Consider the following 25,954-nt stretch of genomic DNA (forward strand, 5'->3'; position numbering starts at 1 on the left):
AAAAATTATGCCATTAGAAATTGTTCGTCATGATATTACGAAGATGAAGGTAGATGCGATTGTGAATGCCGCAAATACATCGCTTCAAATGGGTGGCGGTGTATGTGGAGCCATTTTTCGTGAGGCGGGAGCCCGTGAGTTGCAGGAGGCATGTGATCAAATCGCCAGCTGCAAGGTAGGAGAGGCTGTTATTACTGCTGGGTTTAAGCTGGATGCAAAATATATCATTCATACTCCGGGACCTATTTGGCAGGGGGGCACAAATCAGGAAGCAGCCTTGTTAAAGAAATCCTATTCTAACTCTTTGGAACTAGCAAAGAAATATCAATGTGAATCCATTGCCTTTCCATTGATATCAACTGGCATTTATGGCTATCCGAAGGAAGAAGCTTTGCAGATAGCAATATCCACCATTAGTTCATTTTTATTACAACATGATCTGTTTGTTTATTTAGTTGTTTTTGATAAAAGTTCGTTCGGAATAAGCAAGAAACTATTTCAATCCATTGATGAGTATATCGACGAGAATTATGTAGATGAAGCAGTTATCACTTTTAATAGAAATAGACAAGATCCATATGTATTGGAAGAGTTGCAGGAGGATGAACCCCTTCAACACGAGATATTTAAGGAAGCTGAGTATTCCTTAGTGAACCTGTTGGATCAACTCGATGAGTCTTTTTCTGAAAGGCTGTTGCGTTTTATTGATGAAAAAGGCATGACAGATGTGGAGACGTATAAACGGGCCAATATTGATCGACGATTATTTTCAAAAATCCGAAATGGTGTTGATTATACTCCAAAAAAGAAAACGGCCGTTGCACTAGCTATTGCACTTCAGTTAGGTATAGACGAAACGATGGAGTTGTTGTCTGCTGCAGGTTTTACTTTGTCCCGTAGCAGTAAATTCGATGTGATTATTGAATACTTTATTGACCAAGCAAACTACAATATCCATGAAATTAATGAAGCGTTATTCGCTTTTGATCAGCCATTACTAGGTGCCTGAAATGTCGCTTTCGAAGCGACCTTTTCTTTTTGAAAAATTGTTATCCTTAGTTTATCAAAGAACGGAGGATAAAAATTTATGAAAAAGAATAAAACTGAATTAGTGTTTATTTTAGATAAAAGTGGCTCTATGGCAGGCCTTGAGGCGGATACCATTGGCGGTTATAATGCCATGCTTGCGAAGCAGCAGAAAGCAGAGGGGGAAGCCATTGTTACTACTGCATTATTCAACCACCATTACGACCTTTTACATGATCGAATCAATGTAAAAGGCATTTCTCCTATTACAGAAGAGGATTATGAAGTAGGGGGTACGACTGCTTTATTGGATGCCATTGGTTTTACGATTCAAAAAATCGTGAATGTACAAAAGAGAACGAGTGAAGAAGAGCGGGCAGATAAGGTTCTATTCGTGATTACAACGGATGGGATGGAAAATGCCAGCCATGAATTTACAGCTGATAAAATCAAAAAAATGGTTCAGGATCAAAAGGAGAAATATGGCTGGGAGTTCCTGTTCCTTGGTGCTAATATTGATGCGGTTACAACGGCTGCGAGATTTGGAATAGAAGAGGACTTCGCCGTAGATTACCACGCGGACGAGGTTGGAACGCAATTAAATTACGAAGCGGTAAATGAAGCCGTAAGTAATCTTCGCAGCGGGAAAAAGATTGAACGGAACTGGAAAGAAGGAATTGAGAGGGATTATAATCGCCGTATGAGGAATGAATAGTTTTAGATTTTGGCTCTGTTATCATTCATTGTTGATTTTCGTGTAGGTATGAGAATTCATAAGCGGAGAATTTCCGGCTATTGTATATAGAGGGCGATTAAGAAGCAGAAATAAGCGGAAATATTCCGGTTAACTGCTCTAAGTAAGACAAAATCCAACGATTTGGATCATATAAACGGAAAAAATACCCTTATTTTTAAGAAAATAAGGGTATTTCCCAATTTAAGCGGAATTTTTCCGTTTATTTTTCAAACACTGTGAAATCAACATTCAGTTATAACATAGCCTAGATTTTAAGGAAGCATGAAGAGTGCTTCCTTATTTGTGTTTATTAAAGCTCTTTTGGTTAAAAGTTAATACACTCTTTACTAAATTTCCTAATAAAAAAATGGAATTTTTTACAAGTTTACTGGATTTAAGTTCAATTCAGTCTGGACCTAAGGCAACTTTTAACAGGCTCAATGAATTAAAGATTGAATGAAGGACAAAAAGAGATAGATTCAGATGAAAAGTGTCTTTCATCGGGTGGATGAAGGACAAAAAGAGATAGATTTAGATGAAAAATGTCCTTCATCGGGTGGATGAAGGACAAAAAGAGATCGATTTAGATGGAAAATGTCTTTCATCGGGTGGATGAAGGACAAAAAGAGATAGATTTAGATGAAAAATGTCTTTCATGAGGAGGATGAAGGACAAAACGAGCTAGATTCAGATGAAAAATGTCCTTCATCGGGTGGATGAAGGACAAAACGAGCTAGATTTAGATGAAAAATGTCTTTCATCGGGTGGATGAAGGACAAAAAGAGCTAGATTCAGATGAAAAGTGTCCTTCATAGGGTGGATGAAGGACAAAAAGAGATCGATTTAGATGAAAAATGTCTTTCATAGGGTGGATGAAGGACAAAACAGATAGATTAAGATGGAAAATTGTCCTTCATTCAGGATCATCTCTGTCCGAACCTGGGTCAACATCTGATAGGTTGGTTAATTCAAGTGAAACCAGTCTGAGATGTGATACAAACCCCCTCTTTAAAAGAAAAATGAAGGTGAATGCACCTTCAAAATGGTTTTAGTCATTATGTTTTAAGTCCTCTGAATCGTAGTGGTTGAGAAGTTTTTAACCATCTTTTGCAGGTTTTTATGTCCTTCTCTTAATCTTATTGTTTCTTCGATAATTTTTTGGAATCCTTCCAAATCCCTATCAGTTGCATATAACAATGACTTCGGTAGACCTTCGACGATTTGTTGTAGGGATAAATCAACTGCCAAGAATCATGACCACCTTTCAACTTATTCGTTAGACGTCTGTTCCGCCTGCTTTACTATTTTTATAACGAGATGGTTTTTTCCTGCATTCAAGTTATAAAACTTATCTACATGAATCTGCAAATTTTATTAGGAAAAGTAATTATATTTCTTTTTCGGACAAATTAAGACGGTAAATCAAACGGTGTTTATACGATTTGTAGAAAATTATTTTTATTTTTACCTGTCACTTTTTCTATTAATCAACTATATAAAAGGTGGAAGATTGATTTTTTTCCCAATAAGGATAGGAGTAGTTTCATAGAAAAATATGCCAAAAGAATCAATAATAATATATTCACAATTGTTAAACTATTAATAACATCATGGGTTGGCTTCAATTAAATCTGTAGGAGGGAAAACGATGGAGCGACAAATGCGCTTGATTCCGTACCAATTGATTGCAGAGGTTGAAGAAGTAACCGAGGTGCCAAAAGGGGTAGACATAATACAGGCCCCGAAAGTCTGGGATAAAACAAAGGGTAAGGGAGTCACGATTGCTATTCTTGACACCGGCTGTGATTTGACTCATCCTGACTTGAAGGAACGGATTATTGGTGGAAGAAATTTCACGAACGATGACAAAGGCATTAAAGAAGTGTTTCGTGATTATAATGGTCATGGCACCCATGTGGCTGGCACGATCGCAGCGACGATCAATCAAAAAGGAGTTGTCGGTGTAGCTCCTGAAGCTAATCTATTAATTGTCAAAGTCCTTGATAGAAATGGATCCGGCCAATATGAATGGATCATCAATGGAATCTACTATGCGATTGAACAAAAGGTTGATATTATTTCCATGAGTCTCGGTGGTCCTGAAGATGTACCTGAATTACACGAAGCGATTCAAAAGGCAGTTGCAAATAATATTCTAGTTGTATGTGCGGCCGGTAATGAAGGGGATGGGCAGGATGTAACTGATGAATTTGGTTATCCTGGATCATACAATGAAGTCATTAGTGTAGGTGCGATCAATCTGGAGCGACAAATTTCTGATTTTACTAATTCGAATAATGAAGTGGATCTCGTGGCTCCTGGTGAAAATATTCTTTCCACCTATTTGAGAGGAAAGTATGCTAGGCTAAGTGGAACGTCGATGGCCACTCCGCATGTATCTGGTGCTTTAGCCCTCTTAAAAGCTCTTACATTCGAATCGTTTGAGAGAGAGTTAACAGAGCCTGAAATCTATGCCCAATTAATAAAAAGAACGGTTCCTTTAGGTAATTCTCCAAAGCTAGAGGGGAATGGGCTGGTCTATCTGACGGCAGTGGATTATTTAGCGGGAGTTTTCGATACAAAGCAAGTAATTGAAGTGATGAAGGTTTAAGATTAAAAACAGTGCCGAGGAATTTCTTTGGCACTGTTTTTTGTATAATTATTACATTTTTGTGAAATCTAGTATTGCTATCAGCATTCTAATTATATTAATGATATACTAGGTTTGTTATTTATCATTAAAATTCTCCAGCAACACTATCACTAATATCCACGATTCTTTTACCCTAGAAGATTGAATTTACCCACTCAATTCCTGTCTAGTAAATCATAACTTACCTTCATTGTTATTGTTTTCCTTCATTTTTAGATACAATGTTTAACTTTTTATAAATAAAGGAAGGTGCATTTTGTCATTATTTTTAATTAAATATTATGAAAGGAATGAAGTCGAAGATGCAAAGGCAAAAAGCTGTTAAAAATGTGTTTGAACTTGTCCAATCAGATCTGAAGGCAAAAACTTTTCGAACAGATTATCCTGTTTCGGAAGAATTAAGGCAGGTAATGGTAGATGAATATATTCGAGACTTTATGATTTATGCAATTGATGAGTATTACCATGATGAGAACCTTTCAATTTTGAAGGAATTGGTAGATGACCTTCAACCTAGTAAAGAAAAACGACAAGGTTTACTTGACAATCTCTTTTGGTGGCACATATTATATCAATCGACTCGTAAGCCTAAGTTGAGATGTATGGATGATTATATTGCACAGAAAAAACATTTGCTGAGAGTCGAGCCCTTCATTTCTTCCTGGTTAAAAGAATGCAATTCTGCGGTTCCTAAGTTCTATTATGTCGGCCATAAATATAATGATCGTGCGTTTGTTGCAATTGACATTCTGGCGGAAGAAACAATGGATGTTGTCGTATATGACCCGAGCGCTGTTCCAGTTAAAAGAGGAGAGTTCATAGCGGGGACATTACTTCCATTAGGTGGAGGTTTATTTTTCCCAATAGTTGACTTCTATCATTTTAATTACGAAGCAAGAGAAGCAATAGCGTGTTGCATTCATCACCATTATGAAAAATATTTAGAAACATCTACTTTACATGAAGCTTTTATTCATGTCCTTTCAGTTATGCTGCAGATAGAAAGAATTAAATCAATGGAAAATCATAATAAAACATCCTCGGAAAATCCCTCAATTTAAAAAATTTCCATAGTAATTAATCCTATTTTATTGATGCTTGTTTGGTCATATTTAACTAATCAGTCTAGAATTCTGAAGGAACTACAAAGTAAGCAGATTAAATATAGAGCACATGAATAGGGATATCAATAAAAGGATGGAGGCCATGGCCCTCGTCCTTTTCTTATATATAATAAAACCACTGGGATTAAGCAATAATTAAATGAGTAAACTTTTTTGACTTTTAATTCTACTAACTAAAAGAATTAATAGTAGAAAAAATATTGAAACTAAAGTAGAACGTTTGTTCTTTTTGTAGTGGTGTTATGATAAAATATAAGAGTAATAGAATAGGATTTCTCAAGGGTGGTCGGCACACTCCCATATAGAAAGGGGGTGATGCTGAATGACAGTTTTCGAAACTTTAATGGTTACGATAGCTTTCGCTAGTTTAATCGTAGGCATTCTGTCATTTAACCATAAAAAATAACCCACCCTTGAGTTGAGGCTCAGGTGGATTATCCCTAGTAAGCCGATCCCCTTTGAGGGAACCGTCTATTGCTTGACCGATCATGTGACAGCATGTTCGGTCTTTTTTAGTTTATTCATAGTTAATTTTATTATAACCTACTTACGTGAAAATGAAACTATTTTGCATGCATTCATTTGACCCGAATGTAAAATATATAATTTTTTGAATGGGACTATTAATCCAAAGTGAGTACAAAAATGAATTACGTTCAATCGTTTTCGGATTTTTTAAATCTATTTGATGATAAAATAAATATTCAGTTAAGAAAAGGATGGAGGCGTTTACAGTCTATCCTTTTATTTTAATTAGTGATAATACTATTGTAATATATCTAAATATTCTTTATAATACTATTTATTATTTAATAGTTAAAGTGATGAGGTGCCGAAGCCTTTGTTGTAATTGACTAAGATATCTATTTTAATAGGAAAAAACACTAGTAAATAGGCTTAATCCATCACATCTAAAATGACTATGAACTCTTGAAATTATCTTACACTACTAGGGGGGACTATCTTTGAAAAGTTTATGGAGAAAATGGAATCAGCTGAGTCTGGTCAAACAAATTGTTGTTGGTTTGATTATTGGGATCATTTTGGCTGTCTCGATTCCTGATGTTGCAAAACCAGTGGCCATTTTTGGTTCATTATTTGTTGGTGCATTAAAAGCAATAGCACCTGTATTGGTCCTTTTCTTGGTTATGTCGGCCATTGCCCAACATAAGAGTGGTCACAAAACTAATATGAAATCCATCATCGTTCTTTATCTCTTAGGCACTTTTTTAGCTGGATTCATAGCGGTTGTTGTAAGCTTTATGTTCCCAGTTAGCTTAACTCTCGGAAAGGGTGCGGAGGATGTAACGGCTCCTGGCGGTGTAGTTGAAGTTCTTAAAACTTTACTTCTGAACGTAGTAGATAACCCAGTAAAAGCGATTTTTAATGCAAACTATATCGGAATTTTAGCATGGGCGGTACTTCTTGGTTTGGCTTTAAAAAATGCTGCTGATACCACAAAAACGATGATTGCTAATTTTTCAGATGCCGTTTCGAAATTGGTTACATGGGTAATCAGATTTGCTCCACTAGGGATTATGGGTCTAGTATTTGACTCTATAACTACAAATGGAATAGGGTCTTTACTAAGTTATGGAAAATTGCTAACTGTTTTGATTGGATGTATGCTTCTAGTTGCTTTAGTAGTGAACCCAATCATCGTATTTGTAAATATTCGCCAAAACCCATATCCACTTGTGTTCAAGTGTTTAAAAGAAAGTGGGATTACAGCATTCTTTACACGAAGCTCAGCTTCTAATATTCCAGTGAATATGAAATTATGTGAAGATTTAAATCTAGATAAGGATACGTATTCTGTATCCATTCCGCTAGGTGCAACGATTAATATGGCTGGTGCAGCTGTTACTATTTCTGTCTTGACACTTGCAGCGGTTCATACACTTGGCATTCATGTGGACATTCCTACAGCAATCATCCTAAGTGTTCTGTCTGCAGTATGTGCTTGTGGGGCTTCAGGGGTTGCTGGTGGTTCCCTATTGTTAATCCCACTTGCATGTAGCTTGTTCGGAATTCCAGGGGATGTGGCGATGCAGGTCGTTGGTGTTGGATTTATCATTGGTGTTTTACAGGATTCATTTGAAACGGCTCTTAACTCTTCTACGGACGTTCTTTTTACAGCAACTGCTGAATTTAAGAAGCAGCGTAAAGAAGGAAAGAACATTCGTATTCAAAAAGCTTCATAATAAAGAAAGAACATTAAAACATAAGAAATGACGTGTGAATTAGTACACGTCATTTTTTATTGCGTTCAAGAAGAAGACAGGATATTATGGAAAAACCAAGAATAAAGGGGGGGTATGTTGAGAAGGGTTGAAGTATGTTCCTATAATGAAAAGTGGTCTTATTTGTTTTCGGAAGAAGCTGAAAAACTAAAACGGATTTATAGAAACGAAATCGTGGTTATCTACCACATTGGCAGTACAGCTGTTCCCGGGTTAAAAGCTAAACCAATAATAGACATTATGCCTGTGGTGAAAGACATTAATATGATTGATAAGTTTAATCCAAAAATGCAGGAAATTGGATATGAATCTAAGGGTGAGAATGGAATATCTGGACGAAGATATTTTCAAAAAGGTGGGGACAATCGATCTCATCACATTCACATTTATCAGGTTGGTAGTTATGAAATAAAACGACATCTAGCTTTTCGGGATTATTTGAGAAATCATCCAAATGAGAAGAAGGCCTATGGTGAATTAAAAGAGAAATTAGCACAACAATTTCCTTATGACATTGAATCGTACATAAACGGTAAGGATTGCCATGTGAAAGACATTGAACTAAAAGCACTGGAATGGTATAAAACTATCGGAGTAAATTAGCTTGAAGTGGACTTCGAATGTTATCAATGGCTTTTAAAGGACGTGTTTTCAATTACACGTCCTTCTACTTTTACTAATTTTTATTTTCACAGTGAATAAAGTTTATTTAAAAAATTATTCGTTTAAAAGAACATAATTATTTAAGATTCTCATAGTGTTCATTGAACACTTTAAAAAGCCTTTCATCCCCGCCTCGGTCGGGATGGAGAGCTTTCAGCAGTTTCTTAAATTCTTTTTTTTGTGTATGGCTGTTCGAGTCTTGTTTCTTCAATCCCAACAATTCATCATAGGGAAAAGTATTTGGTTTGTTGACTTCAATCTGTGCGTTAAGCAATTTTTTTAAGGTGCGTACCTTTGATTGTTCTATATGTATACGGGTTTTTAAATAGTCTAATTGTTCGGTAAGGTTGCGGTTTTCACGATGTGACTGTTCTACTTGTGTAGTAAGGTGAGCGGCATGCTTTTGAATAATAAATTCAGTAAGATCTTTAACATTGATTTTGTATGTAGTTTTTCTTCTTTGGGCTATTTCTGCCTTTATTTTGCCTTCCTCAATCCACTTCATTACTTCATCGTCACTTGCGGCGATGCCAGCCAGGGTTAAATGTTCAACAGCTTCTTTTACATTCAGCATAATTTCCACTCTCTTTTTTTAAAATTCTATAGAAGCATTCTCAAAAATATCATATCATTAATTTTTTTCAGAAAAAGAACAGGAGTGTGACATTAAGTTAAAGTCTTTTTACAGGTGAGTGACCTAATTTTAAAAAAATATGCACACTTTTTAACATTCATCATATAGTAACTTCTGTGTGATAATGTTAGAAGGGAAGAAAGAAAAAATGGATCGTAATCAATTAATAGTTTCAACTAAAAGCGAGTACAAAGAAGGGGATAATGGATACAAGATTATTGAATTTAATGTATCCGATCCAACTGAAGGTTTATTTTCTGTGGTTACTCCTATTAAAAAGCAATAATATGAGAGTAAAAGCAAAAGATGGAAAGAAGCTCACTATTTTAAGATAGTGGGCTTTTCCTTTTATCTAGATAATTAATCGTGTATTTCGCCAAAAATAAGGAAAACTAAGAAAAATCCTACTGGAGGTTGTCATCATGCGGAGATTTACTTACATATTGTTTGCACTAATGCTTGTTTTTTTATCAGCGTGTGCAAATAAGGAAGACAATAATAAATCAAAGGAAAGTGAGCAAACCAAGGAACAATCGGTTGATGTAGAAAAGGGGCTTTTTAATGTTGAAATCACGTTACCGGCGTCGATGTTCGAGGGCCAGGATATAAACAAGGTTATCGCTGATGTAGAAAAAGAGGGCATTAAGGTTACTAAAAATGAAGATGGTTCTTTGACCTACAAAATGTCTAAAGCAAAGCATAAAGAAATGATGAAGGAAATGAAAGGCAACATAATCGATGTAGTTAATGAGACAAAGCAGAATAAAGAGGATTATAAATCCATTAAAGATATAACTTATAATGACTCCTTTACTGAGTTTACTATGGTAGTTGATAAAGCAACGTATGAAAATAGTATGGATGGATTTGCAGCCTTTGGTTTAGGAATGGCTGGTATGATGTATCAGCTATATAACGGAGTGAAGTCTGAAGATACAAAAGTAACCATTAAGCTAAAAGACCAGGCAACACAAAAACAATTTGACCAAATTGTGTATCCAGATGATTTGAACAATGAGAAATCAGAATAAAGAGGAGGCACCAAAATGAAATTTGGGATGTTGTTTGTTTCTGTAATATTATTTTTTATGTTAACTGCTTGTGGGCAGGATACAAAGGATATCAGTGTAAAGGATGATACTGATAAGCAAGAAGAAACCACAAAAGAAGCTGAATCAAAGCCAAAAGAACAGGAAGAATCTAAGCTAGGATCAAGAACGAATCCCGTTCCGTTCCAAAAGACAGCAACGGTTGATGATGAGTTATACAATGATAATGGGGATGCTTTTCCTATTAAATTCGATTTAACTGTCACGGAAGTCATTCGTGGGGATGCGGCTTATCAAAAATTAAAAGCGATGAATGAATTTAATGATCCTGCACCAGAAGGATATGAGTGGGTTCTTGCAAAAGTAAAAGTAAAATTTACTGAGTCGGCTACAAAGGATTTAGCCTTTCATATAGATGGTATTATGAATTTTACAGCGGTGAGTGAAAGCGGAGATATCTATAGCGGAGATGTTGTTGGTTCCACCGATCCTGATTTCAGCTTCGAAATGTATGTTGGGAATGAAAAAGAAGGCTATATTGCGAAGTTGGTGAAAGTAGGAGAAAAGGCGCAGCTTCGTTATGAAGAGATGGTGGGTGGCCAGGTTTTCTTTAACTTGCAGTAAATTTTTTAAGAGCAGCGGAACTTATGCCGCTGCTCTGTTTTTATGTGTTTAAGGAAATGTTCGATGCGATTTTCTATAACATTATTATGTAAACTAATTTGCGGCTTTTTTAATTAGAGAAGAGAAGTACTTTCACTAAAAATTAACATAACACTGTTAAGATGTCTACGTGACCGGAGGCATTAAATCCAGTCGGTTAGGGGAACGTAGACAGCTTCTACCTGACCGGTTGCCGTAAATCCAGCCTGTTTGGGGAGCGTAGACAGCTTCTACGTGACCGGTGGCCGTAAGTCCAGTCGGTTAGGGGAACGTAGACAGCTTCTACGTGACCGGTGGCCGTAAGTCCAGTCGGTTAGGGGGACGTAGACGGCTCCTACGTGACCGGTGACCGTAAAACCAGCCTGTTTTGGGAATGTAGACGGCTATATTTTTTGTGCATATAGATTTTATTTAAGATTTGCGTGAATGTTCAACCTGCTTATCCAGAAATAACAAGAATTTCTGTTGTACATTTGGGTTGCTAATGATTCTCTTTACACGAATTGTGCTTTGCAAATACTTCCTAACACGTCGATTAACGAAAAATAAACGATGATACCGCTCATCCTCGTATAGTTGTTTAAACCACGCTTGCTCCTTTAACAGGTCAATATTCTTATCGATTTTTTGAGTATTTAATACGCTGCCGCTTCCTGAACTAATGAATAATCCCTCAACAAGATGCAATAAAAAGTGTAGGAACATGGTTTTCCTCTTTCTTTTCCGGAATAGGGTTTCCAAGGTATTTAGATTCCTTTGTTACTATCATTTTACATGTTAGGAAAAATTAAACACCGGTTTATTTAAGTGTAAATTTGTATAGTACCAAAGCAGTAACAGGCTACGACCTTATTACAATTTTGTTCATTTAAGGTTCAAAATGTCATTCTTATCCTTTATGATTGAAAAAAATGTTTCGAATGACGAAAGGACGAGCCAATGGAAGAACTGATTAAATTAATGAGAAAAATAGCAGAGATGAGAAATGAGTATTGGTTACATGATGTGGTTTTCACATACCAGTGGTGGTTATTACTTGGTCTGACTATTTTGCCGTGGATGATATGGTGGAAGCTCGCGGACAAAAAAAGAATCATTGAAATTCTTCTATATGGCACCATCATATCTCTATATTCCATTTTACTAGATGATATTGGATCCCATTTTACGTTGTGGATTTATCAATATCAATTGATTCCGATCAGTGTACGATTAAATCCGATTGATTTAACCGTGATACCTATTACATTTATGATTGTTTATCAGTATTTTAAAAAGTGGAAGACCTTTTTAATTGTCCAAACCATATTGGCAGCAGGGGCGACTTTTGTAGCGGAACCAGTTTTTACGTGGATGGAAATCTACAAACCATTGAAGTGGGAATATTATTATTCGTTTCCCATCTATATCCTCTTAGGAGCAGTCAATAAATGGTTTGTTGAAAGGTTGCTCTATTTTGGGGACAGTCCCCCAGAGCGTTAATGCGTTACTGCGCCGGGGGACTGTCCCCAATAAAGGTTTGCATGTCATTTGATAGGGTGGCTGGTTCGGATGGGTACCAGTAGTAGGTATTGCCGTCATACATTAGGTCAAACATGTAAGCTATCGGTTCTCCTGTGTAGAGGACCATTTTATAATAAGTAGGATCTCCATTTTCTGTGTTTGGCTCGAAATTGGGGGAGTCTTGACTATTTCTTAGAATCTCTAGGAAGCGGGAAACCTGTTTAGGATCGTTTATATCCGTTATTTGTTTGTTTTCTTCCATGGTAGCTGCTTGATAAATTTCGATTCTATATACTTTTTCAATTGGTAGGTCTTTATAGCCCCATTTGTTTTTAGTGTGTTCTCTTGAATAATATAGTTGGTATTCATGGATGGAACGTGTAGATTTCACTGCGATTACATGTGTATACCCTTTCACTTTAAAAATGTCTGTACCTTTTTCATGGAAGGCAGCATCTCCGTCTTTTACTTTATAGCCAGGGTCTGAAACATTGTCTGCGACTCTGAATTTTACCTCTCCCATTTTTTCACCAATGTACTTTTCATCTGATATGACCCCTGAATAAATTCCATCATACATGGTTCCATTCCACTTCACAAAATCCACCCAGTCAATTACGGTGTGTTGACTCGTTTCACAGCCTGCTAAGAAAATAAAAACCAAGAGAAAGATACTAATTAATTTCCGCAAATTACCACCTCCACTTTAATAGACGATTCAATGAAGCATTTGTTTCAATCTTCAACTTACAATAACCTAAGAAAGAAGGAATAAGGTTTTTAATGTCGTAGTATAAGTGGAGGAGCAATCCCTATAATGGTATCTATGAAAAGGGAGGTTTTTTGCGATGTATGAACTAAAAACGAAAGAAACCGACAACAATGTCATTGAGTTTATCGAACAAGTAGATCATCCTAGGAAACGCGAAGATTCGTATCAATTATTAGATATTTTTACAGAAACTACGGGTTATCATGCGAAAATGTGGGGACCGAGTATTATTGGATTTGGTTCGTACCATTATAAATATGCAACAGGGCATGAAGGAGATGCGCCACTAGTAGGTTTTTCCCCTCGAAAAGCAAAAATTAGTTTGTATTTCGCCCCTGGTGAAACCAAGCGAGAACAATTACTGAAGGAATTCGGAAAACATACAACAGGAAAAGCGTGTGTGTACATTAACAAAATGGCGGATATTGATGTTGAAGTGTTAAAGGAATTAATCAAGGAATCTGTTGTATTTTTGCAAGAAATGTATCCAGGAGAATGAATTTCCCACAGTAACAATTTTCAATACTAAGGAACTAGATGAAAAATATGAATTTCTTGTTTGACACCAAAGAGATTGAAGTCAGATGGTTTGATAGCATAGCCTATTGGAAAGTAAGCAAACTAAAATCGTGGGTGCCTATAAAAAATGGGCACTTATTTGTAGAAAAAACTTAGGGTGGTGAAAAAATGGCAAAAAATAAGAATAACAAGAATAAGGCTTTACCAAAAGCAGATGTAGAATTTGCCCAAGAAAATGCAAATGGCCTTGAAAAGAAAGCATTACAAGCGCAAAGAGATGTAAATAAGTAAAAATTGAAAGGGACAGGTAACCCTGTCCCTTTTTCTAAAAGTTTAACTATTTTTCATAATGATGGTTTCAAACATGTTTGCTACTGATTGGCAGGAGTCCGCAATTTCTTCAAGTCCTTCATAGATTTCTTTGTATTGAATAATACGGATTGGGTTCGATTCAGAGGCAAACAGCTGTTTTATTGAGCCGCGCAGGATGTGGTCACATGATGATTCAAAGTCTTTAATTTTAAGTACGTGATCTCTAATACTTAATAATTTCTTTGTAGATAACATTTCAATCGAACGATCAATTTCATAGACAGAGTTTTTGATTGCATCAACAAATTGATGCATGAACTCATCAGTTTCAATTACTGAATACATTTCAAAAAGGGCAGCGGTATGGTGTAAACCGTCGAGAATATCATCCATGCTAATGGAGAGTGAGAGAATATCCTCGCGTTCTATTGGAGTAATGAACACAAGATTTAAATCAATGATAAGGTCGTGAACCAAGATGTCACCTTTAGATTCATATTCTTTCATTTTTTCGGAAAAAATCTTGAGATCACTTATATTTTTTAATTTGTAGTCAGCAAAGTAGTTGACACTTTCCTTTAAATTTAAAGAAATGTCCATTAAATGGGTAAAGAACTTGTCTTTCTTTTTGGATGCCAAAATAACTCCCCCACATAGTCAAATTCGTACGTGTTCCAATGAATACATTTACGCAATTACTATAATAAATGCAGCCATTGGACAATCAGTAACGGCGGACGTCCCAAGTTCGCTTAGTAAAAATGTGGGAGAGACTGTATGGATCCCATAGATGGTATCAAGAAATTATAAATATCTATTTTAAATATAACGGTATGTAGAAAGGAATTCCTTATGAAGCTGATTGATGAATACTTTGAAACTGCCATGGAAGCCTGGAGTATGATGCAAAAGACTTCTGGTGATGAAGGGGCAGAATGGGCAGAAAGATTTGAACGTTATTTTTATGAATTTATCGATGAATTGAAGAAATGGTGGGCAACTCTTCATCCAAAGCCAACGAATATAGATGAGGCTGAGGAGTTACCTGAAATAAAAAAGTGGATGGAGCGAATCCCTGATCCTGTACAATTAAATTTTCTTACAGAATTAGAGGATATTTTGGAGGGATTTGATACAGAACGTTTTGATTAAAAAGTAAAGTAACGTTAGCGTTTATTGTTCAGGGCTTTACTTCAATAGAGGTAAAGCATAGTTCTTTTTCAAGTGATAGTGGAATTTATTCTATGTTCTCCTTATAAAGGATTCTTAACGTGAAATCGCATTTTTAAAAAGCTCCCTAAATTTTTCCCTATCTTCTGATGTAAATGGTTTTGGTCCTTTTGTCCGCTTTCCGCTTTTTCGAGCCATTGCACTAAAATAACGTGTTTGTAATAATTGGTCAATGTTTTCATTTGTATAGGTAAACCCTTTATGGTGAAGAACTGTACACCCTTTTGCTAAACCTAGCGATGCAAGTCCATAGTCTTGCGTTACAATGATATCTCCTATTTCTACTAACTTCATGATCCGATAATCCGCAGCATCCGCTCCAGAATCGACATAAATGATTTCCACTCCTGAAGGTTGTTCAGCATTAGAAAAATGAGAAAAGCTAGTTACAAGGACAACAGGAATGTTCGCATTCCTACTTTCAGAGATAATAATATCTTTTACCGGACAAGCATCTGCATCAACATAAATTTTCATCTTAATCTCTCCTATAAAAAAGTTCGAATTGATAGTGATAATAATGGCAGATTTTGATTTTGTCAAACGTTGAAGATGCTTTAGCTAAAAAAAACACATCAACAATTTTGAGAAAGACTAGTTGTTATTACAGGTATAATTTTGATATAGTTTCAAACATACATATGCATTTTTCTGATATAAAGAATATGGGAGTAATTAGGTAAGATAATGAAGATATACAAGCTAAAGAACAATTTTAAAGGTTTAAAAAAGGGTACACAATTTTATTTGATTGCTGAGTCAGAATTTATTGGAGTTAAAGATTTTGTTTTACGGACTAAAGATTTAGTTATCAGGATATCAATTAATGAAAGGGAACTGCATAACCATTTTATTTTATTAAAATATGAATAAATTGTTTAACCAGTAATAGCCCAGTCATAATTGACTGGGCTATTTTCAAGTTGTCTTTTTTGACTGTTGACTTAACATAACCATGATTGTTGAAGCTGTAATAATTCCTGTAATAAGACATTTGTAGAGATCATTATAAATTAACCCCAACACCAAACCCATGATTACACCTACACCCAGGATTGATACTCGTTGTCTTTTATTCATGATTTATTCCTCCATTTTTCTCAATAATACATTCACTTTGTGAAGTGCAAAGCTTAAGTCACGCTGCTCTTCTTCACTTAACTTGGTTACATTCATGCTAAGCTTTTGATAAAGTTCTGCCCACTTTTTTTCTTCAATTTCCCTACCTGCTGGTGTCAGTGAAATCAATACTGCACGTTTATCCTTGGTGTCAGGCACCTTACTCAAATAGCCATCCGTTTCTAAATCACTAATGATGTTGGTAAGTTGTTGCTTGGCAATCCCTAAACCAGCACTGATTTCTTTAAGATTCAAGGGTCTTTGCTGCATAAAGATATATTCAATTACGTGGTTTTGCATGTGTGATAAATGTATCGAACCTTTGTTTAATTCCTGAAAACTTCCAAAAAGATTGGGAATTAGAGCAATGTATTCTTTAGCAATTTCGTTGATCATACATATCCTCCTTTTATAGTAATGATTTTATTACTAAATATATGTAAAATCAATATATATATTGATGATTAGTAAAATACACTTTACTAAATTCTGAAATTAGAGGAATCTCTGGTTAATAAATAGGCTCAATGGGACAAAAAACTATACATACAATACAGGAGCAAAGATTTATAGATGGAGGTGGAGAAGTGGAATTTAGAAGTCATGAGGTAGGTTTGGGCGAATGTAAGCTACCAAACTGTGCGCAAACAACTGATATCGCGCCATTATTTACGACCGAGGCTTACGACAATATAGAAAAGAAAATGAAGGAGATACGCTTGGAAAGCTATCGTGGTCAATGGCTGATTTTATTTTTCTATGGAAGTGATTTTACATTCGTTTGACCGACAGAATTGGCAGCGGTCGCTGCTATTTATGATCAATTAAAATTATTGAACACAGAAGTACTCGCTATCAGTACAGACAGCGTGTATGCCCATAAGGTGTTTACTGAAGTGTCTCCATCGGCCTCAAAAGTGAATTTTCCGCTTGTGAGTGATCGAACTCATGAAATTAGTAAAGCATATAGAGTCCTGAATGAACACACAGGAGCAACGTTCAGAGCAACCGTTATTATCGATCCAGAAGGAACGATTGTTACTAAAATGGTTTATCCATTAGAAGTGGGAAGAAATGTGTATGAAATGTTACGTGTCATACAGGGAGTTCAATATGCAAGGAGGACTCAAGAAGGAGTTCCCGCCAATTGGGTGCCAGGTCAACCGGGAATCGTGAGGGATCCTAAATATATTGGGAGAATCTGAGAATTTCTCTTTGAATCAGCTGCGTTTCTACTTTAGGTAGAGGCGTTTTTTTTGATGTAAGGCTAAAGTTGTAGGAAAACTCAAACAAATCACTGATTTTATAAATTGTTTAAAAATGGTAATATTTTAATAGAATTTATAGATAATTGGATGAGGTGACATGTATGAGTTTTGGTTGGTCAGATAATTTACCCGTGGTTCAATTTAGAATAGCTAGACCTACAAACCAGTTACAAAAAGTGGTTGAATTTTATCGTGATGGCCTGGGTTTAAAGGTGGTTGGACATTTTGAAAATCATAATGGGTACGATGGGGTAATGTTGGGTCTACCGGATACTGCTTATCATTTAGAGTTTACGCATCATGTGGATTCGGTCGCATGTCCGCCTCCTTCAGAGGATAATTTGCTGGTATTCTACATGCCAGACCTTGAGGCTAGAAATCTAGTGGTTAACCGGTTACATGGAATGGGATACGATGAGGTGGAACCTGAAAATCCTTATTGGAAAAATGCTGGGGTGACCATTGAGGATCCTGATGGCTGGAGAATCGTTTTACAGAACTCGTATTTTGGTAAAAAGCAAGATTAGAAAGGGTATTAAAATTGGGGGACAAAATTGGGGGACAGTCCCCCGGCGTGGTAACGCTTTAATGGAGCGGGGGACTGTCCCCCAAAAAAGTATTGATACACTTCTTGGTGTGATGTATAATAAACCCAATTTAACCGTAATAAGGCAATGACGAGGAAAAGTAAAGTGATTCTATTTTTCACAGAGAGCTTCGGTAGCTGAGAAGAAGTAAAAATACTCATTTGAACAATGGCCTCTGAGCTTCGCATTGAACGTAACTTTTTGTTACTAGTAGGCTGTGACGAGTTTTGGGTACTCGTTATCAAAACCACAGTATAAGAGCATTTTACTGCTCCGTACTTGTAGAGGCCAATTGTGTGAGCAATTGGTGAATTAAGGTGGAACCACGAGAAGATCAACCTCGTCCTTATCTATTTATAGATAGGGGCGGGGTTTTTTTGTATTTATTAAAGGAGGAAAATCATATGAATATTTTTATTGGAGGAGCTTGGCCTTATGCTAATGGGTCCTTGCATTTAGGTCACATAGCGAGTTTACTGCCTGGGGATATTTTGGCACGCTATTATAGGCAAAAAGGTGATCAGGTTTTATATGTATCGGGTAGTGATTGTAACGGAACCCCCATTGCTATTAGGGCAAAACAAGAAGGTGTTTCCGCAAAAGAAATAGCAGACCGTTACCATGAAGAATTTGATGATAGCTTTAAAAGATTAGGATTTTCTTATGATTGCTATACACGAACTGATACTGAACATCACCACAAAACAGTTCAGCAAATTTTCTTGGATCTTTTGAATAACGGCTTCATTTATAAGAAGGATATTGAGCAAACCTTCTGTGATACGTGTGACCAGTTTCTCCCAGATCGATATGTAGAGGGATTATGCCCTAATTGTGGTCAATCATCTCGGGGAGACCAATGTGATTATTGCTCTACTATATTAGATCCGCTCGATTTATTAGATAAAAAGTGTAAGTTATGCGGAGATTCACCGACAGTTAAAAAGACAGTACACTTTTATTTTTCGTTAAGTTCGTTTCAGGGGCAGCTTCAGTCTTTAGTCAATCATGCAAAAACAAATGGAGCATGGCGTGAAAATGCTATTCATTTAACGGAGAGATATCTAAAGGAAGGATTAGTTGATCGAGCCGTTTCTCGGGATATTGAATTGGGAATTAGCGTGCCTGTCGAAGGGTTTGAAGAGAAGAAGATTTATGTTTGGATTGAGGCATTATCCGGTTATTACTCTGCAAGTAAAAGGTGGTCTTTGGGGACTGGGAAGGATGAATCCATCTTTTGGAAAAAGGATGTGACCACTTATTACATCCATGGGAAGGATAATATTCCTTTTCACAGTATTATTTGGCCGGCTATCCTTATGGGTATTAAAAACGAAGCGCTACCTATTCATATTGTGTCCAACGAGTATTTGACACTTGAAAAGAAAAAGATTTCAACCAGCCGTAACTGGGCTGTTTGGGTACCGGACCTTCTAGATAAATATCACCCTGATTCCATCCGTTATTTTTTAACGATAAATGCACCAGAGAATAGGGATACTGACTTTTCCTGGAGAGAATTTATATATAGTCACAACTCGGAGTTGTTGGGGGGATACGGGAATCTTGTTAACCGAACCCTAAAATTTATAACTAAGTACTATGACAGTCAAATTCCACAAAGTTCAGGTGACTCCAAAATAGAAGCTAAGATAAAAGATGTCTATTCGAAGGTAGGACACTTAATAGAACACAGTCATTTTAAACAGGCGTTGGAGGAAATTTTCGGACTTGTCAGGTTCACAAATAAATATTTTGATGAACAAAAACCGTGGAAACAGGTGGAAGAAGATAAATTAGCATGTGATCATACAATATTTAATTGCAGCCTCTCTATTGTAAACTTGGCGCAGCTACTTTCACCATTTTTACCTTTTTCGAGTTATGAATTAAAGAAGATAATGGGGCTGGGAGAGTTTACTTGGACATTTATTGAAACGACTCCTCATTCAATTAAGAATGTGCAACCGTTATTTGAACGGATTGACATCAAAACCATTGAGGATGAATTGCAGAGGTTAAATGATCAGGTGAAAAATGGAGAAGCAGAAGCATAAAATAGTCATTAATAAATTTGTCTGATACAAGATAAACGAATAGTGAATGACTTTTGTTTTTCATCTTTTAGAGAGAGAAGTTGCTCCATTAGATTTAGTCTATGCACACGCCCTTTTATCGTTTGCAAGCTGCCATTGATATAATAATCAACTGTAATTTGTTTATTTTCCGTAAGTTTTTTCAAAAACATGTTGTTTAGATCTCCCTTCAAGGTAGGTTTTAACACACCTTAAGTGTATCTAATATTGTTTAAGACTACATGAAATTAATGTTAAAGATTTGTGAAGATAACAAAGCCGGGGGACAGTCCCCCGGTGATTTAATGCTTTACTCCACCGGGGGACTGTCCCCATATCTGTATAATTTTAATTCTTCCTTATCATTAGGAAGGGTAACGTATTCTTCGAAGCTCATTCCAATTCGTTCTAGAAGCCTCGATGATGCATCATTATCCTTTGATGTTATTGCTACTACTCTTCTAAGTCCAAGCTCCTCGCTCGCGTATTTCATTGTTGCGGAGGCTGCTTCATAGGCATAGCCTTTCGATTGATATCTTGATAAGAAAGCAAAACCAATATCAACGTCCTCTAAGCCTTCTCTTTTTATCAATCCACAAATGCCAATCGGTATATGTCCATCCTTAAGTTCTGTTAAGAACAACCCAAAGCCGAGTTTGGCGTACATCTCCATGGGCCCAGTTATGATATAGTTTCTTGCATCTTGAAGAGTGTTGATGCCTCGATCGCCTATGAATCGGATCCATGTAGGATCATTCAAAAGATCAAAAATAAACTCTGTATCTTCAGGCGTTAACCAACGTAGGGTCAATCGTTCGGTTTCCATTACTTTCAATAAAAACACCTCCATCACGAATTTGAGATTTTTAAGTAATGTCCTTTGTTATCTTATTCTATTTCATACTGATTAATAAGACTAGTTCTACTTGGTGAGCATTTTTTTGCAGAATTAGATAAATAAAAGTTTGTCCTAAGGCTGCATTAGAAACCAAATTAGTTGTACCACACAAGATCAGAACTTTTCTGGTCTTTTTTTCTTTGACGAAATAGCATTGGAAACTAGTTTGTAAATTATTTACATAATGGAATAATATGGTATAATTTAGTTAAGTAAACTTAAGTGTTTAGCTTAAGTTAAATGTAAAGTTTATTTTATGATTAAGAAAAATATCTTCAGGAGTGGATAATAGTGGATAGGATGCAACTGTTAATGGAAGCGCAAAAGTATTCTGAAGAGATGAGTAAGGTTTTTTTAAGAGAATTTCAAATAATCGTTCAAGAATATGAGCTATCTTCTAAACAATCATTAGTGTTAAATTGCCTGAAAGAGACTGGTAGATTTGCTATGCATGAAGTTGCCCTAATAATCAAAGCGACACCAAGTGCCGCAAGTCAATTCATAAAGGTTCTGGAAGAAAAAAAGTATGTAAAAAGAGAAACGAATAGGGAAAACAGACGTGAGATTTTTGTAACTTTGGATGAAAAAGCAATAGAATTCTTTGATGAATTAGAAAAGGCAGAAATGCGTGTGTTGGAAAAATACTTCATGAAACTTTCTCAGGAGGACATTGTGACTTATCATGACGTGTTGAAGAAACTGTCTGACATTGTGAGGAAAGAAGGGTAACGGTTCATTCTAATTGGGGGGAGTTGTGGGATTTTATGAATGCCATTCCAATGGAATTTTGGTTAAGTCTTGAAGTTCTGGTGGTATGTTTTGGGATTTGGAGAGTTAACCGATTTGTTCAAGGTTACAAAATGACAGATCGGGGACTTCCTATTGAAGATAGAATAGAAGAAATGGTTGTGAAGCAAGTCAAAAGTAAAGTGCTTGCAACGTTTGTTACAAGAGATCTGTTAATGATTTATTATCTCTTCTCAAAATCGATAAATAGAAACGTAGAAAAGAAAGACGCATATAGTCTTCATAAAAAAGTCGGTTATGGTGGGATGATGTTTGCTTTTATCTTTGTTTTACTGTTAGAAGGAGTCGGAGTCTCGTATTTCCTTCATAGTTGGAGCAAAGTGGCGGCATGGATTCATTTGGTCCTCTCCATTTATATGATTGGCTTTCTCATTGGTGATTTCAAAGCGATTATCAGGAATCCAGTTCTTATATCTCAGGAAACAATATATTTTAGATTTGGATTGCGGATGAAAGTAGATATTCTGCTAAGTAATATAGAAAGTATCCAAAGTGGAAAAATTAACTATGAAAACGATAAAAAAAGAAAAGATGTATGGGTTGCTACCTTATTAGAATTTGAAGGTCCTGATATTGAGATTGCCTTCAAGGAACCTATAAAGATCAAAGATGGAATCGGCAGGGAGCATGTAACAAGAAAAATGTACCTGTCCCTTGATGAGAAAGATGAATTTATGAGGAATGTCAATAAGATGGTTCTAAAATACGAGGTGGTATAAATGGAAGTAGCTTTTTGGTTAGTTATTCTCTTTACGTTAATCTATGAACCTATTTTTGGATATATTGATTTTCAAATGTTTAAAGAGAAACTACACTAATCGGATTGTGGTTTTCTATCGTCTATATCGGAATTGAGTCTATCATTCCATTAATCTTAACTCACGCACTTGTAGATTATTTTGGAAAATTGGTGAAGAATAACGAATTCTTATTCTCTGTGGGGACAGTCCCCCTGTGGGGTAACGCGTTACTAAGTTGGGGGACTGTCCCCGTTTCAGTAGAGTTAAGTTTTTCTTTGTCATGTAGAAGGAAAATGAATTGTAAATGGATAATATTACCATACTAATCTTATTTAAGGGGAAAATACAGGATGAAAAAGTTTTTTTCTAGGTATTCACACTGGGTAACACTCATTATTATTACTTTTAGTTTTTTTACCATGTTTTATGAGTTTCAGATGGATACTCAAGCCATTATCGCCGCAATAATGGGGGGGATTGGACTTCTATCTGTTGGTGCACTTACTATCGTATTTGAAAGAAAGAAAAGAAATAAGGAAAATTAGTAAATCAATCATAAAAGTAAAATAAGATTTTCAAGCAGCGCAATCAATCCATTGCGTTGCTTTTTGAGTACCATATTCTTAAATTTGGGAGCGGGTCATATGAGTTAGGTAATTTTGAAATGTTTCATTAGTATTTTAGTAGCTGGTTTAATATTTTTTGGTGTTTATTTTTGGAACAAAAATTGCGAAGAATTAACCTTTTTTATTTGGGGAGTTGTAGCCTTCATTTTAGGATATTACTTAATCTCCCCATTAATAATGACTAACAATAAAATGATAAAATTTGAAGCAAAAGTAGATGCAGTTCTAAAAAGATTTAAAATGTAACCTTTTTTGGGGACAGTCCCCCGGCGCTTTAATGCGTTATCGTGCCGGGGGACTGTCCCCAAATTTGTTTTTGAATTTTTTTATAAGAATTGAAACTATTCCCTTAGTTGAATCGACTAATTGGCAGATAAAGGGGGAAGGACGAATTGAGCGATCGAAATGAGATCATACATGAGCTTTATGAACAGCATTTTGATGATGTTTATCATTATTTGTTATATTTTACGAACAGTAAGTCAGAGGCAGAGGACCTGACTCAGGACACATTTATTAAAGTATTGAAAAGTTACGATAGTTTTCGACAGCAATCATCTTTGAAAACGTGGATCTTGTCCATTGCCAGAAGAACGGCTATTGATCATTATCGTAAAAAGAAAATGATTTCTATTTTACCTTCCATATTGACTGACATTCGAAAAAGTGAAGACTATATTCCGGAAGAAGAGATGGTTCATAATCATGATTGGAGCGTTCTGCAAAAGGCTCTTATCCAATTAAAACCCGATTATCGGAACGTAATTATTCTCCGAGGTCTTAAGGAGTATTCGATCAAAGAAACTGCAGAAGTACTAGGTTGGAAGGAATCAAAAGTTAAGGTGGATTACCACCGTGCTATTAAACTCCTTAAAAAGTACGTAAACAATTTTAACGATGGGGTGGTGATTTTCAATGAACGAGAAAATGTACGATAAATTTTTACAACCATTAAAAAACAGAACGGATCTGCAGCCTGATCTAAAGTTTAAAGAAAATCTTCACAAAAAATTGACGTCCATGGCCCATGAACAAAAAAGTGCTAAAAGAGGAATTGGGAAGCATCTTTTACCTAATCTACTTACTGCAGCCTTATTATTAATCGGGATTGTTGCCGGGTACGAAGTTATTTTTACAGAAAAACATGAAATTGAGTCTAAACATAGCACGCTGCCAGAAGGAAATGAAACGAAACAAGCGGAACTTACAGAACAAATAGCGAAAGAAACGGTAGGGGTTGCCTTTGCCCATGTGTCCGTTATCTATAATGGTGGTGGGCCAGAAATGGGTGAGGTGTTTTCCTATAATGGCAAGAGCTACAGATATATGGGTGAAGATTTCATAACGAAGGAAAAGGTTCTTGCATATTTAGAGGAAGTGTATACGAAAGAAGTGGCCAACCGAATTTATGGGGCGATGGATTTTATTGAGTATAACGGTAAACTAGCGCAACCTAATCGACAGATGAGTGGAAACTTATTATGGCAGGATGCCGAAATCGGAAGTCGAAAAAAGCTTAATGACCTAAGCTGGAGTATTGAGTTTAAGGTCCCCGTTGATCAAGGGGTTTCTGATCCGTTCAAAATTTATCATATCAGTTTAAAGTACGAGGACGGGTGGAAACTTGACGGTTCGCTGCCATTTACTACAAAAAATAGTAGGGATATCGAAGCTGATCAAAACCAAACGTTTCAGCTAAACGATGAACAAATGATTGTTTATAAAGCATTTTCTAAGGATTTAAATGAAACTCATTTAAAAGGACTGAATCCAATAAGTGTTGCAATGCTTTATGTACAGGCGGAATGGGAAGGAAGATACGATATTGGCTATGCCCTTTATACTGACAGGGAAGGGTATGTGAACTGGACGAAGGAATATGATAAGAACATTCCTTCCTCTGACCGTATGTCAAGAAAACAAATACCAATAGCATATGCAGGCTTGGCGGAAGGAAAGTTTATCCAAACCGGAGATTTTACAGGATATATTGAATTTACAAACTCCGGCAGCAAACACGGTTTCCAAATGATACAGGATGAAGATGGAATTTGGAATGTTGCCTTTATGCCAATGCAATAACTAGAATGGCTTGCAACGGTCTTGATCATGCGATTATTAAAATAAAGGTGGAGGTTTAATGAAATTTTGGAGTATTCTCGGACTTGCAATTATGGTACTTGGTTTCTCAACCCTTTTAGCCTGGTACGAGGGATCTAATATTGTAGACGATCCATTTGAATGGAAATATACTGCTAAATTTACAAGCTATTATAAAGGGGATATATCTGATTATCATGATATTAATCAATTAGATTATTTTATTTACGCAGTTAAGTTTCATCCCTTATTTCCAGCACTTATGGTAGTCAGTGGATGTGTTATCATAGTTTTAATAATGTATAGTTAGGTATGTTCAGACGTTTGGTAACTATTTTTAGAAGATGACAAAAGTATTTTGATGCAGGCTAATTTTGAAGGCTGTGTTAAAGAACAGTGTTGATTTTAACACCCTGTTGATTGGAGCGGAAGGCACGAAGACTCCTGTGGGAGTATGGTTCAGGGGAGACCCCGCAGGCGCATGCGCCGAGGAGGCTCGCCGAAACGCCCACGGAAAGCGAAGCGCCTGGAGCGGAAATCAACAGCCATTTTAACAAAGCCCAATTAAAAAAGGAGGGTAGGATTTGGAAACGATACTATTCTTGAT

The 25,954-nt window shown here is 36.1% G+C and carries 33 protein-coding genes and 1 other annotated feature; of the genes, 23 read left to right on the forward strand and 10 right to left on the reverse strand.

Annotation, left to right across the window (positions count from 1 at the left end; genetic code table 11):
* Positions 1 to 7: 7 nt before the first annotated feature.
* Together ABES03_RS16640 and ABES03_RS16645 are read left to right on the forward strand one after the other, a co-directional pair.
* Entirely contained in the window at positions 8 to 1,009 is a 1,002-nt protein-coding gene (locus ABES03_RS16640; protein WP_430118678.1) for a macro domain-containing protein, read from the forward strand.
* 78 nt (positions 1,010 to 1,087) lie between these two features.
* Positions 1,088 to 1,741, forward strand: a complete 654-nt coding sequence (locus ABES03_RS16645; protein ID WP_430118680.1) for a vWA domain-containing protein — start codon at positions 1,088 to 1,090, stop codon at positions 1,739 to 1,741.
* Between the two features lie 1,083 nt (positions 1,742 to 2,824).
* On the opposite strand, the gene ABES03_RS16650 is transcribed toward ABES03_RS16645, so the two are convergent.
* A complete protein-coding gene (locus tag ABES03_RS16650; protein ID WP_430118682.1) occupies positions 2,825 to 3,010 on the reverse strand; it encodes a hypothetical protein in 186 nt (61 codons plus the stop codon).
* A 400-nt stretch (positions 3,011 to 3,410) separates the two neighbouring features.
* Between ABES03_RS16650 and ABES03_RS16655 the strand changes: the two genes are divergently transcribed.
* The 5 genes from ABES03_RS16655 to ABES03_RS16675 all read left to right on the forward strand — a co-directional run bounded on the left by ABES03_RS16655 (position 3,411) and on the right by ABES03_RS16675 (position 8,385).
* Complete coding sequence (locus tag ABES03_RS16655; protein WP_430118684.1) at positions 3,411 to 4,373, forward strand: S8 family peptidase; 963 nt, start codon at positions 3,411 to 3,413, stop codon at positions 4,371 to 4,373.
* 344 nt (positions 4,374 to 4,717) lie between these two features.
* Positions 4,718 to 5,476, forward strand: coding sequence for a hypothetical protein (locus ABES03_RS16660; protein WP_430118686.1), 759 nt, complete (start codon positions 4,718 to 4,720; stop codon positions 5,474 to 5,476).
* 385 nt (positions 5,477 to 5,861) lie between these two features.
* Positions 5,862 to 5,945, forward strand: a complete 84-nt coding sequence (locus ABES03_RS16665) for a putative holin-like toxin (RefSeq protein WP_430118743.1) — start codon at positions 5,862 to 5,864, stop codon at positions 5,943 to 5,945.
* 559 nt (positions 5,946 to 6,504) lie between these two features.
* Positions 6,505 to 7,743 (forward strand): serine/threonine transporter SstT, encoded by a 1,239-nt coding sequence (sstT, locus tag ABES03_RS16670; protein ID WP_430118687.1) that lies wholly within the window; start codon positions 6,505 to 6,507, stop codon positions 7,741 to 7,743.
* 114 nt (positions 7,744 to 7,857) lie between these two features.
* A complete protein-coding gene (locus ABES03_RS16675; protein WP_430118689.1) occupies positions 7,858 to 8,385 on the forward strand; it encodes a GrpB family protein in 528 nt (175 codons plus the stop codon).
* A 136-nt stretch (positions 8,386 to 8,521) separates the two neighbouring features.
* Here ABES03_RS16675 and ABES03_RS16680 read toward each other — a convergent pair whose 3' ends face one another.
* Entirely contained in the window at positions 8,522 to 9,019 is a 498-nt protein-coding gene (locus ABES03_RS16680; RefSeq protein WP_430118691.1) for a J domain-containing protein, read from the reverse strand.
* 208 nt (positions 9,020 to 9,227) lie between these two features.
* On the opposite strand from ABES03_RS16680, the gene ABES03_RS16685 reads away from it, so the two are divergent.
* From ABES03_RS16685 to ABES03_RS16695, 3 genes are all read left to right on the forward strand, one after another.
* A complete protein-coding gene (locus tag ABES03_RS16685) occupies positions 9,228 to 9,365 on the forward strand; it encodes a hypothetical protein (RefSeq protein ID WP_430118693.1) in 138 nt (45 codons plus the stop codon).
* Between the two features lie 136 nt (positions 9,366 to 9,501).
* Entirely contained in the window at positions 9,502 to 10,110 is a 609-nt protein-coding gene (locus tag ABES03_RS16690) for a hypothetical protein (RefSeq protein WP_430118694.1), read from the forward strand.
* Between the two features lie 15 nt (positions 10,111 to 10,125).
* Complete coding sequence (locus tag ABES03_RS16695) at positions 10,126 to 10,752, forward strand: hypothetical protein (protein ID WP_430118696.1); 627 nt, start codon at positions 10,126 to 10,128, stop codon at positions 10,750 to 10,752.
* A 450-nt stretch (positions 10,753 to 11,202) separates the two neighbouring features.
* Here the strand turns inward: ABES03_RS16695 and ABES03_RS16700 are convergent, their stop codons facing one another.
* The gene (locus ABES03_RS16700) at positions 11,203 to 11,496 is read right to left on the reverse strand and encodes a hypothetical protein (protein ID WP_430118698.1); all 294 of its coding nucleotides are present in this window, start codon (positions 11,494 to 11,496) and stop codon (positions 11,203 to 11,205) included.
* A gap of 234 nt (positions 11,497 to 11,730) precedes the next feature.
* Between ABES03_RS16700 and ABES03_RS16705 the strand changes: the two genes are divergently transcribed.
* On the forward strand, positions 11,731 to 12,273 hold the full coding sequence (locus ABES03_RS16705; protein ID WP_430118699.1) for a CBO0543 family protein: 543 nt from the start codon (positions 11,731 to 11,733) through the stop codon (positions 12,271 to 12,273).
* Between the two features lie 4 nt (positions 12,274 to 12,277).
* On the opposite strand, the gene ABES03_RS16710 is transcribed toward ABES03_RS16705, so the two are convergent.
* A complete protein-coding gene (locus tag ABES03_RS16710) occupies positions 12,278 to 12,985 on the reverse strand; it encodes a hypothetical protein (RefSeq protein WP_430118701.1) in 708 nt (235 codons plus the stop codon).
* 157 nt (positions 12,986 to 13,142) lie between these two features.
* Here ABES03_RS16710 and ABES03_RS16715 point away from each other — a divergent pair, with 157 nt between their 5' ends.
* Positions 13,143 to 13,565 carry a DUF1801 domain-containing protein gene (locus ABES03_RS16715; protein ID WP_430118702.1) on the forward strand — a complete coding sequence of 141 codons (423 nt, stop codon included), beginning with the start codon at positions 13,143 to 13,145 and terminating at the stop codon, positions 13,563 to 13,565.
* Between the two features lie 188 nt (positions 13,566 to 13,753).
* The gene (locus tag ABES03_RS16720) at positions 13,754 to 13,876 is read left to right on the forward strand and encodes a hypothetical protein (RefSeq protein WP_430118704.1); all 123 of its coding nucleotides are present in this window, start codon (positions 13,754 to 13,756) and stop codon (positions 13,874 to 13,876) included.
* A gap of 42 nt (positions 13,877 to 13,918) precedes the next feature.
* Here the strand turns inward: ABES03_RS16720 and ABES03_RS16725 are convergent, their stop codons facing one another.
* Positions 13,919 to 14,536, reverse strand: a complete 618-nt coding sequence (locus tag ABES03_RS16725; protein WP_430118706.1) for a DUF47 domain-containing protein — start codon at positions 14,534 to 14,536, stop codon at positions 13,919 to 13,921.
* A gap of 213 nt (positions 14,537 to 14,749) precedes the next feature.
* Between ABES03_RS16725 and ABES03_RS16730 the strand changes: the two genes are divergently transcribed.
* Positions 14,750 to 15,049 carry a hypothetical protein gene (locus ABES03_RS16730; RefSeq protein ID WP_430118708.1) on the forward strand — a complete coding sequence of 100 codons (300 nt, stop codon included), beginning with the start codon at positions 14,750 to 14,752 and terminating at the stop codon, positions 15,047 to 15,049.
* Between the two features lie 114 nt (positions 15,050 to 15,163).
* Here the strand turns inward: ABES03_RS16730 and ABES03_RS16735 are convergent, their stop codons facing one another.
* The 3 genes from ABES03_RS16735 to ABES03_RS16745 form a co-directional block, all read right to left on the reverse strand.
* Positions 15,164 to 15,604, reverse strand: a complete 441-nt coding sequence (locus ABES03_RS16735; protein ID WP_430118710.1) for a YaiI/YqxD family protein — start codon at positions 15,602 to 15,604, stop codon at positions 15,164 to 15,166.
* 441 nt (positions 15,605 to 16,045) lie between these two features.
* Positions 16,046 to 16,207, reverse strand: coding sequence for a hypothetical protein (locus ABES03_RS16740; protein ID WP_430118712.1), 162 nt, complete (start codon positions 16,205 to 16,207; stop codon positions 16,046 to 16,048).
* 3 nt (positions 16,208 to 16,210) lie between these two features.
* On the reverse strand, positions 16,211 to 16,642 hold the full coding sequence (locus ABES03_RS16745; protein ID WP_430118714.1) for a MarR family winged helix-turn-helix transcriptional regulator: 432 nt from the start codon (positions 16,640 to 16,642) through the stop codon (positions 16,211 to 16,213).
* A 218-nt stretch (positions 16,643 to 16,860) separates the two neighbouring features.
* Here ABES03_RS16745 and ABES03_RS16750 point away from each other — a divergent pair, with 218 nt between their 5' ends.
* From ABES03_RS16750 to metG, 3 genes are all read left to right on the forward strand, one after another.
* Positions 16,861 to 17,451, forward strand: a complete 591-nt coding sequence (locus ABES03_RS16750) for a peroxiredoxin (RefSeq protein WP_430118745.1) — start codon at positions 16,861 to 16,863, stop codon at positions 17,449 to 17,451.
* 164 nt (positions 17,452 to 17,615) lie between these two features.
* Positions 17,616 to 18,041: a VOC family protein gene (locus tag ABES03_RS16755; RefSeq protein WP_430118716.1), complete on the forward strand. Its 426-nt coding sequence runs from the start codon at positions 17,616 to 17,618 to the stop codon at positions 18,039 to 18,041.
* A gap of 138 nt (positions 18,042 to 18,179) precedes the next feature.
* Positions 18,180 to 18,452: a binding site (T-box leader), on the forward strand.
* Positions 18,453 to 18,505: 53 nt separating this feature from the next.
* Positions 18,506 to 20,158: a methionine--tRNA ligase gene (gene metG, locus ABES03_RS16760; RefSeq protein WP_430118718.1), complete on the forward strand. Its 1,653-nt coding sequence runs from the start codon at positions 18,506 to 18,508 to the stop codon at positions 20,156 to 20,158.
* An 8-nt stretch (positions 20,159 to 20,166) separates the two neighbouring features.
* Here metG and ABES03_RS16765 read toward each other — a convergent pair whose 3' ends face one another.
* Together ABES03_RS16765 and ABES03_RS16770 are read right to left on the reverse strand one after the other, a co-directional pair.
* Positions 20,167 to 20,349 (reverse strand): YolD-like family protein, encoded by a 183-nt coding sequence (locus ABES03_RS16765; protein ID WP_430118720.1) that lies wholly within the window; start codon positions 20,347 to 20,349, stop codon positions 20,167 to 20,169.
* Positions 20,350 to 20,486: 137 nt separating this feature from the next.
* Positions 20,487 to 21,011: a GNAT family N-acetyltransferase gene (locus tag ABES03_RS16770; protein WP_430118722.1), complete on the reverse strand. Its 525-nt coding sequence runs from the start codon at positions 21,009 to 21,011 to the stop codon at positions 20,487 to 20,489.
* A gap of 363 nt (positions 21,012 to 21,374) precedes the next feature.
* Between ABES03_RS16770 and ABES03_RS16775 the strand changes: the two genes are divergently transcribed.
* The 6 genes from ABES03_RS16775 to ABES03_RS16800 all read left to right on the forward strand — a co-directional run bounded on the left by ABES03_RS16775 (position 21,375) and on the right by ABES03_RS16800 (position 25,657).
* Positions 21,375 to 21,803: a MarR family winged helix-turn-helix transcriptional regulator gene (locus tag ABES03_RS16775; RefSeq protein WP_430118747.1), complete on the forward strand. Its 429-nt coding sequence runs from the start codon at positions 21,375 to 21,377 to the stop codon at positions 21,801 to 21,803.
* 35 nt (positions 21,804 to 21,838) lie between these two features.
* Positions 21,839 to 22,600 carry a hypothetical protein gene (locus ABES03_RS16780; protein WP_430118724.1) on the forward strand — a complete coding sequence of 254 codons (762 nt, stop codon included), beginning with the start codon at positions 21,839 to 21,841 and terminating at the stop codon, positions 22,598 to 22,600.
* 371 nt (positions 22,601 to 22,971) lie between these two features.
* Entirely contained in the window at positions 22,972 to 23,166 is a 195-nt protein-coding gene (locus ABES03_RS16785; protein WP_430118725.1) for a hypothetical protein, read from the forward strand.
* A 473-nt stretch (positions 23,167 to 23,639) separates the two neighbouring features.
* Positions 23,640 to 24,185, forward strand: coding sequence for an RNA polymerase sigma factor (locus tag ABES03_RS16790; protein ID WP_430118727.1), 546 nt, complete (start codon positions 23,640 to 23,642; stop codon positions 24,183 to 24,185).
* Entirely contained in the window at positions 24,163 to 25,329 is a 1,167-nt protein-coding gene (locus ABES03_RS16795) for a DL-endopeptidase inhibitor IseA family protein (RefSeq protein WP_430118729.1), read from the forward strand. Before ABES03_RS16790 ends, ABES03_RS16795 begins: the two co-directional genes overlap by 23 nt.
* 58 nt (positions 25,330 to 25,387) lie before the next feature.
* Positions 25,388 to 25,657 (forward strand): YjdJ family protein, encoded by a 270-nt coding sequence (locus ABES03_RS16800; RefSeq protein ID WP_430118731.1) that lies wholly within the window; start codon positions 25,388 to 25,390, stop codon positions 25,655 to 25,657.
* Positions 25,658 to 25,954: the final 297 nt, after the last annotated feature.

The sequence above is a fragment of the Neobacillus rhizosphaerae genome, from assembly GCF_050477885.1.
GTDB lineage: Bacteria > Bacillota > Bacilli > Bacillales > Cytobacillaceae > Neobacillus > Neobacillus rhizosphaerae_A.